Annotated in this window: 10 protein-coding genes; 9 read left to right on the top strand and 1 reads right to left on the bottom strand. The window is 37.6% G+C overall.

Features of this window, described 5'->3' with window-relative positions:
• Positions 1 to 44: 44 nt before the first annotated feature.
• Positions 45 to 380 carry an SPOR domain-containing protein gene (locus FBR08_RS03995; RefSeq protein ID WP_233266231.1) on the bottom strand — a complete coding sequence of 112 codons (336 nt, stop codon included), beginning with the start codon at positions 378 to 380 and terminating at the stop codon, positions 45 to 47.
• Between the two features lie 265 nt (positions 381 to 645).
• Here FBR08_RS03995 and FBR08_RS03990 point away from each other — a divergent pair, with 265 nt between their 5' ends.
• The 9 genes from FBR08_RS03990 (at position 646) to ruvB (ending at position 13005) form a co-directional block, all read left to right on the top strand.
• On the top strand, positions 646 to 1926 hold the full coding sequence (locus FBR08_RS03990; protein ID WP_158961521.1) for a c-type cytochrome: 1281 nt from the start codon (positions 646 to 648) through the stop codon (positions 1924 to 1926).
• Between the two features lie 37 nt (positions 1927 to 1963).
• Entirely contained in the window at positions 1964 to 5014 is a 3051-nt protein-coding gene (locus tag FBR08_RS03985) for a TAT-variant-translocated molybdopterin oxidoreductase (protein WP_158961520.1), read from the top strand.
• 40 nt (positions 5015 to 5054) lie between these two features.
• The gene (nrfD, locus tag FBR08_RS03980; protein WP_158961519.1) at positions 5055 to 6464 is read left to right on the top strand and encodes an NrfD/PsrC family molybdoenzyme membrane anchor subunit; all 1410 of its coding nucleotides are present in this window, start codon (positions 5055 to 5057) and stop codon (positions 6462 to 6464) included.
• A gap of 6 nt (positions 6465 to 6470) precedes the next feature.
• Positions 6471 to 6992, top strand: a complete 522-nt coding sequence (locus FBR08_RS03975; protein WP_158961518.1) for a DUF3341 domain-containing protein — start codon at positions 6471 to 6473, stop codon at positions 6990 to 6992.
• A 7-nt stretch (positions 6993 to 6999) separates the two neighbouring features.
• Positions 7000 to 7548, top strand: a complete 549-nt coding sequence (locus tag FBR08_RS03970; protein WP_158961517.1) for a c-type cytochrome — start codon at positions 7000 to 7002, stop codon at positions 7546 to 7548.
• A gap of 31 nt (positions 7549 to 7579) precedes the next feature.
• Entirely contained in the window at positions 7580 to 8887 is a 1308-nt protein-coding gene (locus FBR08_RS03965) for a quinol:cytochrome C oxidoreductase (RefSeq protein ID WP_158961516.1), read from the top strand.
• A gap of 17 nt (positions 8888 to 8904) precedes the next feature.
• Positions 8905 to 10074 (top strand): cytochrome c oxidase subunit II, encoded by a 1170-nt coding sequence (locus tag FBR08_RS03960; RefSeq protein ID WP_158961515.1) that lies wholly within the window; start codon positions 8905 to 8907, stop codon positions 10072 to 10074.
• 27 nt (positions 10075 to 10101) lie between these two features.
• Positions 10102 to 11898: a cytochrome c oxidase subunit I gene (locus FBR08_RS03955; protein ID WP_158961514.1), complete on the top strand. Its 1797-nt coding sequence runs from the start codon at positions 10102 to 10104 to the stop codon at positions 11896 to 11898.
• An 84-nt stretch (positions 11899 to 11982) separates the two neighbouring features.
• Complete coding sequence (gene ruvB, locus FBR08_RS03950) at positions 11983 to 13005, top strand: Holliday junction branch migration DNA helicase RuvB (protein WP_158961513.1); 1023 nt, start codon at positions 11983 to 11985, stop codon at positions 13003 to 13005.
• Position 13006: the final 1 nt, after the last annotated feature.

Below are 13006 nucleotides of genomic sequence, written 5' to 3'. Positions count from 1 at the left end.
TAAAGAAAATCCCGTTGTACAAAAGTGCAACGGGATTTTTTATTTTATTTTCCTGGTCGAAGGAGTAAAGAGTTGTCAAAATCTTTTTTAAGGGTTTGCAGGTATCGCTCTGCTTCTAAACGCGTTTTGAAATTTCCTGCCAAAACTTTGTATGAAGGATTGGAGTAAACTAAGGTTGCTTCTAAATCTGGGTATAGACGTTTGACACGTGCTAGTGCAGCTTTAGCTTCATTGTTTTTTCCATAAAAAACTTGAATATTGTATTTATCTGTGTTTAGCCCTGGCGTTGTTGTGTTTCTTTTCGCTTCTACTAGTTTTTTTATCGCTAAAGGCTCTTGAATTGCGTTGTTTCGCTCTTGAGCAAAACTTATTAGATGCATAAAAAACAAGCAAAAAAGGACCGGAAACATTCTTAAAATTCTCATAATGAAATGTATTTGAAGCAAATTTACAATTATTCTTGAAAATTGCGCGAGAGCCCTTTATTTAGAACGCGTATAAATTAAAGATTAAGGTCGTTAAAGGTTTTAAGAGTTATGCATAAATTGTATTTTTGTCGGAGTTTGTAAATAAGGTGTATTGAATAATAGTTGATTATTGCTGTTATTAGAAAGACCAAGTTTAGTTGAAAATCAATTTATAACTATGAAAAAAGTGGGTAACCATAATTCGTTTTCAAAGATTTTATTCTTTTGTTTAGCATTAATGCTATCGTTTTCTACAATTTCATTTGCTCAGGATGTAGCAAAGGGTAAGGAATTGTTTAATTCTAACTGTGCGGCATGTCATAAGATGGACGGGGCTTCAACAGGACCTGCATTGCGTGGAGTTGTTGAACGTCACGACGGGGATGTAGAATGGCTACACAAGTGGATTAAAAGTAGTTCATCTTTGATTAAATCTGGTGATGCTCGTGCGGTAAAACTGTTCGACGAGTGGAACAAAGTTGTGATGAACGACTTCCCAGGTTTATCTGACCAAAATATTGATGATATTTTGGCGTATGTGTCTGAACCAAAAGCTGAGACTCCAGCTGCTACTGCAAGTACAGATGGTGCTCAGGGACAAGGTGGTGGAGATGCGGTTTCTAATATGATTGTATTAGGGGCATTAGTAGTGGTGTTGTTATTATTGGTAACGATGCTTTTCCTTGTTAAAAAAGTATTGAATAAAGTTGTTGAAGCTAATGGTTTAACAGAAGAAGTTCGCCAAACAGTTCCAATGTGGAAAGCGTTTGTGAAAAACCAATTCTTAGTAATTTGCTCTACAATTATATTTGTTTTAATTGGATCGTATTTCGCTTACGGGTATATGATGCAAATTGGAGTAGATAAAGGGTATGAGCCAGTTCAGCCTATTCACTTCTCACACAAAATTCACGCAGGAGATAACGGTATTGATTGTAAATATTGTCACTCCTCTGCAAGATCAAGTAAAACTTCAGGTATTCCTTCATTAAATGTTTGTATGAACTGTCATAAAAACATCAGTGAGTTTACAGGTGATGCTGGAACAGATTACGGAAAATACACACCAGAGTTTTATACTGCTGAAATTCAAAAGTTATATGATGCTGTTGGATGGGATCCTGCTGCTCAAAAATATACTGGTAAAGAGAAGCCTGTAAAATGGGTTCGTATTCATAATTTACCTGATTTCGTTTACTATAATCACTCACAACACGTGAATGTTGCTGGTTTAGAATGTCAAACTTGTCACGGACCAGTGGAAGAAATGGAAATCATGAGACAACATTCTCCATTAACTATGGGATGGTGTATTGACTGTCACAGAACAACTGATGTTAAGTTGAAAGACAATGCTTACTATGCTAAAATCCATGACGAACTTGCTAACAAGTACGGAGTAGAGAAATTGACAGTTGCTCAAATGGGTGGACTAGAGTGTGGTAAATGTCACTATTAAGAATTATTTAAGAATAAGAAGCTAATATTTATATACAATGGCATCAAACAAAAAATACTGGAAAAGTGTTGAAGAGCTGAATGATAATAGTTCTATTGTTGAGACGCTAAGAAACAATGAGTTTGTTGAGGAAATTCCTACAGATGAATTTCTTGGGGACAAAAACAAATTGTCTTCTTCTTCAACAACTCGTCGAGACTTTTTGAAATATGTTGGTTTTTCAACAGCTGCAGCAACATTAGCTGCTTGTGAAGGACCGGTAATAAAATCAATTCCTTACGTGGTTCAGCCAGAGGAGATTATCCCTGGAATTGCAGACTACTACGCGACTACAATCGCAGATGGTTTTGATTTTGTGAATGTTTTGGTTAAGACTCGTGAGGGTCGTCCAATCAAAATTGATAATAACAAACTTGCAAATGCATATTCTGGTGCCAATGCACGTGTGCATGCATCAGTGCTTTCGATGTATGATAGCTTGCGATTAAGAGCGCCGAAAATCGAAGGTAAAAATGCTTCTTGGGATGATGTAGATGCTAAGGTAAGAGCAAGTTTACAAGATGCTAAAGCAACAGGAGGTAGTGTTGTGTTATTGACTAATACAATGGCAAGTCCTTCTACTGATAAATTAATCGGTGAGTTTATCGAATCTAATCCAAACGCTAAACACGTAATATACGATGCGGTTTCATCTTCTGCTGCTGCAGATGCTTATGAACAAGCATACGGAAAACGCGGATTAGCTGATTACGATTTCGGTAAGGCAAGTGTAATCGTTTCTGTTGGTGCTGATATCTTAGGAGATTGGCAAGGTGGAGGATACGATTCAGCTTATGCTCAAAAACGTATTCCTAAAAATGGAGTAATGTCTAAGCATATTCAGATTGAAGCTAATATGAGTCTTTCTGGAGCTAATGCAGATGTTCGTCTTCCATTAACTGTTGCGGATCAAAAGGCTGCATTAGTGAAGTTGTACAACGCAATCGTAGGAGGGTCAGTTTCTTCTGCTAGTACAGTATACGACGAAGCAATCGCGAAAGCAGCTAAACAAGTAAAAGCAGCAGGTTCAAAAGGAGTTGTTGTTACAGGTTTAGATGATGTTAATGCACAATTAGTTGTTTTTGCAATTAACGAAGCGTTGCAATCAGAGGCATTCATGCCAGAACAAACAAAATATGTAAGACAAGGTAATGCTGCAAAAGTTACTGAGTTAATTAAAGAAATGAATGCAGGTAAAGTGCATACTTTAATTATGTCAGGAATTAATCCAGTATATACTTTAGCAAATAGTGCTGCTTTTGTTGAGGGATTGAAGAAAGTGAAAACTTCAGTTAGTTTCTCAATGAAAGAAGATGAAACTGCTTTAGAGACTACAATCGCAGCTGCTGCTCCTCACTACTTAGAGGCTTGGGGTGATGTGATGATTAAAAAAGGTCACTATTCAGTTACGCAACCGACAATCAGACCTTTATTTGATACAAGACAGTTCCAAGAGGCTTTATTGTTGTGGAATGGAAATAATACGGCGTATTATGACTATGTTAAAACAACGAGTGTTTCTTATGTTTCTGGGTTAACTTGGAATCAATTGGTTCACGATGGTTTTGCTGTTGCGGGTGAAAATACAAAAGTAGCAGCTACTGCTGATTTCTCTTCTGCTGCTGCTGCGTTAAGCAAAGCGAAAAAAGGGGAAGGACTTGAGTTGGTGTTGTATACTAAAACAGGTATGGGAGATGGACAACAAGCAAATAACCCTTGGTTACAAGAGTTTCCAGATCCAATCACGCGTGTTTCATGGGATAACTACTTAACAATCTCGCGCGCTGATGCTGAAACTTTTGGAATCGTAAACTTCCACGTAGCTAACGGTGGGTTGGACGGAAGCTATGTTACGCTTACAGCAAATGGTGTTACTTTAGAAAATGTACCTGCATTAATTCAACCTGGTCAAGCGGCTGGAACTGTTGGTTTAGCTTTCGGTTACGGAAGAAAAGCAAGCTTGAAAGAAGATATGCAAGTGGGAGTTAACGCTTATGCATTATATCACAACTTCGAAAATGTACAATCGGTTACTGTAGCCAAAGCATCAGGAAACCATGAGTTTGCTTGTGTTCAGTTACAGAACACATTGATGAGTAGAGGTGATATCGTGAAAGATACTACATTAGAAATTTTCAATACAAAAGATGTTGAGGAGTGGAATATCTTCCCAATGGTTTCTTACGATCACCAAGAAGTAAGAGCTTCATCAATTGATATTTGGGAATCATTTGACCGTACTGTAGGTCATCACTTTAATTTATCGATCGACTTAAACGCTTGTACAGGATGTGGAGCATGTGTTATTGCATGTCACGCTGAAAACAACGTACCAGTTGTTGGTAAATCAGAGGTTAGAAGAAGTAGAGATATGCACTGGTTGCGTATTGATAGATACTATTCATCAGAAGATACATTTGCTGCTGATGTTGATAAGAAAGTTACAGCAAAAGGTTTCTCAGAGGCTCGTTCTGCTTATATGGAGTTAGAGCACCCTGCGGATAACCCACAAGTAGTTTTCCAACCTGTAATGTGTCAGCACTGTAATCACGCACCTTGTGAGACTGTATGTCCGGTAGCGGCTACGTCACACGGACGCCAAGGTCAAAACCACATGGCTTATAACCGTTGTGTTGGAACTAGATACTGTGCAAACAACTGTCCTTATAAGGTTAGACGTTTCAACTGGTTCTTATATGCTCAAAATGATGAGTTCGATTTCCACATGAATGACGATTTAGGACGTATGGTGTTAAACCCAGACGTAGTAGTTCGTTCAAGAGGGGTAATGGAGAAATGTTCATTGTGTATTCAAATGACGCAAGCAACAATCTTGAAAGCGAAGAATGAAGGTAGAGCGGTTCGTCCAAACGAATTCGAAACTGCTTGTTCTGCTGCTTGTTCAAGTGGAGCTATGGTATTTGGAGATGTTAATGAAAAAGAATCAGAAATTACTAAATTAGCTGAATCAGATAGAACATACCACTTGTTAGAGCACATCGGTACAAAACCAAATGTATTCTATCACGTTAAGGTTAGAAATATCTAGTTTAAAAAGAAGTATTAATTAAAGAAACATATAAAGGATTATGTCGTCACATTACGAAGCACCCATTAGAAAACCTTTAGTTATCGGTAAGAAATCTTACCACGATATAACTGTGGATGTGGCTAGACCTGTTGAAGGACGAGCAAATAAATTATGGTGGAGAGTATTCGCTATAGCTTTGTTAGCTTTCCTATGGGGTGTTGGCTGTATGGCTTACACTGTAGGTACAGGTATAGGTACTTGGGGATTAAATAAAACTGTTGGATGGGCTTGGGATATTACCAATTTCGTTTGGTGGGTTGGTATCGGTCACGCCGGTACATTAATTTCTGCTGTATTATTATTATTTAGACAAAAATGGAGAATGGCAATTAACCGTTCTGCTGAGGCCATGACAATTTTCTCAGTAGTTCAGGCTGGTTTATTCCCTATTATACATATGGGTCGCCCATGGTTAGCGTACTGGGTATTGCCTATTCCAAACCAATTTGGTTCGTTATGGGTAAACTTTAACTCGCCGTTATTATGGGACGTATTCGCGATTTCTACGTACTTATCAGTATCATTAGTTTTCTGGTGGACTGGTTTATTACCTGACTTCGCTATGTTACGTGATAGAGCTATCACCCCATTTACAAAAAGAGTATATTCAATTTTATCTTTCGGTTGGTCTGGAAGAGCAAAAGATTGGCAACGTTTTGAGGAAGTGCACTTAGTATTAGCTGGTTTAGCTACTCCACTTGTACTTTCTGTACACACGATTGTATCTTTTGACTTTGCTACTTCAGTGATTCCAGGATGGCATACAACAATCTTACCACCGTACTTCGTTGCGGGTGCGATTTTCTCGGGATTCGCGATGGTAAATACGTTGTTGATCATCATGAGAAAAGTTTCTAACCTAGAAGATTATATTACAGTTCAACATATTGAGTTGATGAACATCATCGTAATGATTACAGGATCTGTGGTTGGGGTAGCTTATATCACAGAGCTATGGGTAGCTTGGTATTCAGGAGTAGAGTATGAACAATACGCTTTCTTAAACCGTGCTTCTGGTCCATACTGGTGGTCTTATTGGTTGATGATGACTTGTAACGTAATTTCTCCGCAAGTAATGTGGGTGAAGAAAATTAGAACTAATATTTTAGCTTCATTCATTATCTCAATTGTGGTAAACGTAGGGATGTGGTTCGAGCGTTTCGTAATTATCGTTACCTCGTTACACAGAGATTACTTACCGTCATCTTGGACAATGTTCCAACCAACATTTGTTGATGCTGGTATTTATATTGGAACAATCGGTTTCTTCTTCGTGTTATTCTTGTTGTATTCAAGAAGTTTCCCTGTAATTGCGCAAGCAGAGGTGAAAACAATTTTGAAATCATCAGGTGAATACTACAAAAAAGAAAGAGATAGTAAAGAAGGTCATCAATCATTAAATCACTAATTCGTTATGAGTAATAAGTTTATTCACGCAATATACAATGATGATGATGTGTTGTTAGATGCAGTTAAAGAAACAAGATCTGCTCACCATCACATTGAAGAGATATACACGCCTTTCCCAGTTCACGGACTAGATAAGGCGATGGGATTAAAACCAACTAGATTAGCTATTTGTGCATTCTTATACGGTTTAGTAGGTTTAGCATTTGGTACAAGCATGATGTATTTTATCATGATTGTCGATTGGCCACAAGACATCGGAGGAAAACCTAGTTTTAGTTTTATCCAAAATATGCCAGCTTTTGTGCCTATTATGTTTGAGATGACCGTGTTGTTTTCTGCCCACTTAATGGTGTTAACTTTCTTCTTTAGAAGTAAATTATGGCCTTTTAAAACAGCTGAAAACCCTGATGTAAGAACAACTGATGACCATTTCTTAATGGAGGTTGCTTTAAAAGGAGACGAAGATACTGCTATTGAATTTTTCAAAGGTACAGGAGCAGTTGAAGTTAAAGTAATTGAAAAGTAATAGTAGCATGAAATCGATATATAAAATAGTAACTTTAGCGGGTGTAGCTGTTTTGACTACGTCTTGTTTTAACAAAGAGCGTCCTAACTATCAGTTTATGCCAAATATGTACGAATCTGTTGCATATGAAACATACTCTGAAGTGCCGACAACTGTTTTTGCAAATGGTAAGGAAGGACAACTTCCTGCAGAAGGATCTGTGCCTCGTGGATTTCAACCAGAAGAGTACGCTGATACTCCTGAAGGTTTAGCGGAAGCGAGACTACATTTAAAATCACCCTTAACTGCAGATGAAAAAGATCTTGAGAAAGGTAAAGCGTTATACGCAATTTACTGCTCAGTTTGTCACGGTGCAAGTGGTGATGGAAAAGGTAATTTGGTGAAAAGAGAAAAATTCTTAGGGGTTCCTAACTATCATGATAGAGAACTTACTGAAGGAGGAATTTACCACGTTATTACTTATGGTTTGAATTCAATGGGAGCGCATAAAAACCAATTGACGCAACACGAGCGTTGGTTAGTGACTGATTATGTGCTTAAATTGAAATCAGAATAATAAATTGTAAAACTTAGTTGAAAGTTTAGATATGTACACATTATCAAAAAATTTGAAAACCTTTGCGATGATCCTGATGGTTCTAGGATTAGTAGGGATTGCGTATGGGTTTTTCAGTGCGCCAAAGACAACTGCTGAAGTAGAGCAGATTTTAAATGAGCAAGCTCACCACGGTGGCGCTGCACATGGTGGTGACCACAGTGAAGTTTCTGAAGCGGATCATGAGGCTCATCAAAAACATTTAGAGCATGTGTTATCACAGATGCAAAATAAACCTTGGACAGCTGTATATGTTGCTTGTATTTTTGTAATGCTTGTTTCTCTTGGGATTTTAGCTTTTTACGGAATCAATTACGCAGCTGCAGCAGGATGGTCACCAGTTCTTTTCCGCGTTATGGAAGGATTGACGGCTTATCTATTACCTGGTTCTATTATCTTCTTCCTTTTATTAGTAGCTAGCTCGCTAGGAGGTAACCACCTATTCATTTGGATGGATCCTGCAATCGTAGAGCATGATGCTTTAATTCAAGGTAAAACAGGTTATTTGAATATTCCATTTTTCTTACTAAGAGCAATCATTTTCTTAGGTGGTTGGAACTTGTATAGAATCTATATGAGAAAACAATCGTTGAAATTAGACGAAACAGGCGATCTAACTTTCCATAAAAAGATGTTTAAAGCATCTGCTGGTTTCTTAGCTTTCTTTATCGTTACTGAATCAATGGCATCTTGGGACTGGATTATGTCTATCGATACACACTGGTACAGTACTTTATTCGGATGGTATGTATTTGCTAGTTTCTTTGTAACGGGGATCACGACAATCGCGTTTACTACGTTGTATTTGAAAAGCAAAGGTTACTTAGAGTTTGTTAATACAAGTCATATTCACGACTTAGCTAAATTTATGTTTGGTTTAAGTATTTTCTGGACTTACCTTTGGTTCTCTCAATTCATGTTACAGTGGTACTCTAACATTCCAGAAGAGGTTACTTACTTTATCTTTAGAATTCAAGAATACAACTTACCATTCTTCGGAATGTTACTATTGAACTTTGCGTTGCCTTTATTATTATTGATCAACACAGATTTTAAACGCTTATCTTGGATTGTTGTTATGGCGGGTACTTGTATTATTGTAGGTCACTATTTAGACTTCTTTATTATGATTAGTCCAGGTACAGTGGGTGGATCTTGGTTTATCGGCGTTCCTGAAATTGCTGCATTGATGTTCTTCATCGGATTATTTATCTATGTTGGATTTACAGCTATTTCTAAAGCACCTTTATTAGCTAAGAACAACCCGTTAATTGAAGAGAGTAAACATTTTCATTATTAATAATTAAAAATAAACCAATGACTAGTTTATTAATAGTAGCGATAGTTGTTTTGTTGGGAATTGCAATTTGGCAATTGACTAAAATATTTGATCTAACGCAAGTAGGATCAGGCCCAAATGACTATTCATCTCAAGTAGCTAACGAAAAAGATAATAATGTACACGGTTATATTACTTTCGCTTTCTTAGCTTTCATCTACGTATTCACAATCTTTTGTTTAGTAGAATATGGAAGTTTTCCTTTAATGAGTGATTCAGCATCAGAACACGGAAAAACGGTTGACAATCTAATGTGGATTTCAATGGGATTAATTTTCTTCGTTCAGATCGTTACTCAGTTTTTATTGCACTACTTTGCATTCAAAGGACGTGGAGTAAAAGGAAGAAAAGCGAGATATTTCTCTGATAATGATAAGTTAGAAGCAGCTTGGACAATCATCCCAACAATTACTTTAACCGGTTTGATCCTTTATGGATTATTTGCTTGGAATGATATTATGTTTGTGGATCAAGAAGAAGAAGTAATCAATATCGAAGTGTATGCAAAGCAGTTCGGATGGGATGTACGCTATTCTGGTGAAGACAATACATTAGGAAAAGCTAACGTGCGTTTTATTAAAGGTATAAACGTAGTAGGTGTGGATATGGCTGACCCTAACGCACAAGATGACAAAATGGCGAAAGAACTTCACTTACCTGTTGGAAAGAAAGTTGTTTTAAAATTTAGATCTCAAGACGTTTTACACTCGGCTTATTTACCTCACTTCAGAGCACAAATGAACTGTGTTCCAGGTATGGTTACTCAATTCGCTTTTGTACCTAGTGTTACAACTGAAGATATGAGAACGCGTGAAGGAATTGTAAGTAAAGTGAATAATATTAATAATATTAGAGCGGAAAGAAGTCAAGAATTAGTAGCTGGAGGTCATGAACCTTTGGATCCATATACATTTGATTACTTATTATTGTGTAACAAAATTTGTGGAGCTTCACACTACAATATGCAAATTAAAGTTGTAGTTTCAAAAGAAGAAGAATTCAAGGCTTGGTTAAAAGAGTTACCAACTTTAGCAGAACAAGTAGCTGCTGAAAATGGTGCTAAAGAGGAAGAAGTTACAGCTCCTGTAGAAACTGAAGTTGTTACAGAAGCAGCTGAAACTGAAGCTATCGCTCAAGTAGTACAATAATTCACGTATTTAATTAAAACTTATACTATGTCAGCAATAGGACACGAAATAATTAATGATCACGATCACGATCATCACGATAAAGGAAATTTCTTTACTAAATACGTATTTAGTTTAGATCATAAAATGATTGCTAAACAATACTTGATCACAGGTATTATTATGGGAATCATTGGGATTGTAATGTCCCTTTTATTTAGAATGCAAATCGCGTGGCCAGAAGAATCTTTTCAAGTATTCAAATGGTTATTAGGAGATAAAATGGCTCCTGATGGAGTGATGCGAAATGATATCTACCTTGCTTTGGTAACAATGCACGGAACGATTATGGTATTCTTCGTATTGACTGCTGGATTAAGTGGTACGTTCTCGAACTTACTTATTCCATTGCAAATTGGAGCACGTGATATGGCTTCAGGTTTTATGAACATGTTGTCATACTGGTTCTTCTTTGTTTCTGCTGTATTAATGGTTATTTCATTATTCGTAGAAGGTGGGCCTGCTTCTTCTGGATGGACAATCTATCCTCCATTGAGTGCATTGCCACAAGCCATTCCAGGTTCTGGTTCAGGGATGACCCTTTGGTTAATCTCTATGGCTATCTTCATCGTTTCTTCTACAATGGGATCATTAAACTACGTAGCAACTGTAGTTAACTTGAGAACAAAAGGGATGACAATGACTAGAATGCCTTTGACAATTTGGGCTTTATTCGTTACTGCTATTATCGGTATCGTATCTTTCCCAGTTCTTTTATCAGCGGCTTTATTATTGATCTTCGATAGAAGTTTTGGTACTTCATTCTTCTTATCTGATATTTATTTAGCAGGTGAAGTATTACATTACCAAGGAGGATCACCAGTATTATATGAACACTTATTCTGGTTCTTAGGTCACCCTGAGGTTTACATTGTAATCTTACCAGCGATGGGTATTACATCTGAAATTATCGCAACTTCTGCTCGTAAACCAATCTTTGGATACCGTGCGATGATTGCTTCAATCTTAGGTATTGCTTTCTTGTCAACAATCGTTTGGGGACACCACATGTTCGTTTCGGGAATGAACCCGTTCTTGGGATCTGTGTTTACGTTCACAACATTATTGATTGCAATTCCATCTGCAGTAAAAGCGTTCAACTACATCACGACAATTTGGTCTGGTAATATCCAAATGAACCCTGCGATGTTATTCTGTATTGGATTCGTTTCGACATTCATCACAGGAGGTTTAACAGGTATTATTTTAGGAGATTCAACCTTAGATATCAACGTTCACGATACGTACTTCGTTATTGCTCACTTCCACTTAGTAATGGGTATTTCTGCTCTTTACGGAATGTTTGCAGGTATCTACCACTGGTTCCCTAAAATGTTCGGACGAATGATGAATAAAAACTTAGGTTATATTCACTTCTGGGTAACTGCTGTTTGTGCGTACGGAGTATTCTTCCCAATGCACTTCATCGGATTAGCAGGTCTACCACGTCGTTACTACTCAAACACAGCTTTCCCATTATTTGACGAGTTCTATGATGTGAACGTATTAATTACAGTGTTTGCTTTGGTAGGATCGGCATTCCAATTGGTGTTCTTATGGAACTTCTTCGTTAGTATTTTCTACGGTAAGAAAGCGCCTCAAAACCCTTGGAGATCAAACAGTTTAGAGTGGACTACTCCAGTAGAACACATCCACGGAAACTGGCCTGGTGAATTACCAGTTGTTTACAGATGGCCTTATGACTATAGTAAACCTGGATTACCAGAAGATTATGCACCTCAAACAATGCCTTATATGGAAGGTGAGGAGCAATTACACCACTAGAATTATTTAGTTTAGATACAGAAAACGCCATTCATTTTTGAATGGCGTTTTTTTGTATCCCTTTTTTTGATTTATCTTTGTTGTATGAATGAGCATTTAGATCCTACCACCCAACATTTCAACCAAGAGGAATTTGATGTTGAAAAAAAACTAAGACCCCTATCATTTGACGATTTTGCAGGGCAGGATGGTGTTTTGGAAAACCTTAAAATATTTGTAGCAGCTGCAAACCAACGAGGCGAAGCTTTGGATCATACCTTGTTTCACGGTCCTCCAGGTTTGGGTAAAACCACATTGGCGAATATTTTGGCTAATGAGTTGAATGTTGGAATTAAGATTACTTCAGGTCCTGTTTTGGATAAACCTGGAGATTTGGCGGGTCTATTGACGAATCTTGAAGAAAGAGACGTCTTGTTTATTGATGAAATTCACCGTTTGAGCCCCATTGTAGAAGAGTATTTATATTCGGCAATGGAAGACTTTAAAATTGATATTATGATTGAATCTGGCCCCAATGCGCGTTCGGTTCAAATCCATCTAAATCCATTTACTTTAGTCGGTGCAACGACGCGTTCAGGTTTATTAACCGCACCGATGCGTGCGCGTTTTGGAATACAAAGTCGCCTTCAATACTATTCAAAAGAATTATTAGCAACGATTATCGAACGCAGTGCTTCTATTTTAAACGTGCCGATCGATTTAGAAGCAGCTATCGAAATTGCTGGTAGAAGTCGCGGTACACCGCGTATCGCTAACGCATTATTGCGTAGAGTGCGCGATTTTGCACAAATTAAAGGCAATGGTAGCATTGATATCGAAATCTCGAAATATGCCTTAAATGCGCTTCATGTCGATGCTAGAGGGTTAGATGAAATGGACAACAAAATCCTATCGACAATCATCGATAAGTTCAAAGGAGGTCCAGTAGGGTTGTCTACATTAGCAACTGCTGTTTCAGAGAATGCAGAAACCCTAGAAGAAGTATATGAGCCTTATTTGATCCAAGAAGGGTTTATTATTCGTACACCTCGGGGTCGTGAAGCTACTGAATTGGCGTTTAAACACCTCGGACGTTCGAAATCCGTAGGTGGATTATTTGATTTGTAGT

It is taken from the genome of Myroides fluvii (assembly GCF_009792295.1).
Taxonomy (GTDB): domain Bacteria; phylum Bacteroidota; class Bacteroidia; order Flavobacteriales; family Flavobacteriaceae; genus Flavobacterium; species Flavobacterium fluvii_A.
This window is presented reverse-complemented; position numbering and strand designations above follow the sequence as displayed.

Excerpts from the sequence above, each read along its gene's own strand:
- FBR08_RS03995 (WP_233266231.1), bottom strand. The coding sequence starts at position 380 with ATGCATCTAATAAGTTTTGCTCAAGAGCGAAACAACGCAATTCAAGAG.
- FBR08_RS03985 (WP_158961520.1), top strand. The coding sequence starts at position 1,964 with ATGGCATCAAACAAAAAATACTGGAAAAGTGTTGAAGAGCTGAATGAT.
- FBR08_RS03990 (WP_158961521.1), top strand. The coding sequence starts at position 646 with ATGAAAAAAGTGGGTAACCATAATTCGTTTTCAAAGATTTTATTCTTT.
- FBR08_RS03965 (WP_158961516.1), top strand. The coding sequence starts at position 7,580 with ATGTACACATTATCAAAAAATTTGAAAACCTTTGCGATGATCCTGATG.
- FBR08_RS03960 (WP_158961515.1), top strand. The coding sequence starts at position 8,905 with ATGACTAGTTTATTAATAGTAGCGATAGTTGTTTTGTTGGGAATTGCA.
- FBR08_RS03970 (WP_158961517.1), top strand. The coding sequence starts at position 7,000 with ATGAAATCGATATATAAAATAGTAACTTTAGCGGGTGTAGCTGTTTTG.
- FBR08_RS03955 (WP_158961514.1), top strand. The coding sequence starts at position 10,102 with ATGTCAGCAATAGGACACGAAATAATTAATGATCACGATCACGATCAT.
- ruvB (WP_158961513.1), top strand. The coding sequence starts at position 11,983 with ATGAATGAGCATTTAGATCCTACCACCCAACATTTCAACCAAGAGGAA.
- FBR08_RS03975 (WP_158961518.1), top strand. The coding sequence starts at position 6,471 with ATGAGTAATAAGTTTATTCACGCAATATACAATGATGATGATGTGTTG.
- nrfD (WP_158961519.1), top strand. The coding sequence starts at position 5,055 with ATGTCGTCACATTACGAAGCACCCATTAGAAAACCTTTAGTTATCGGT.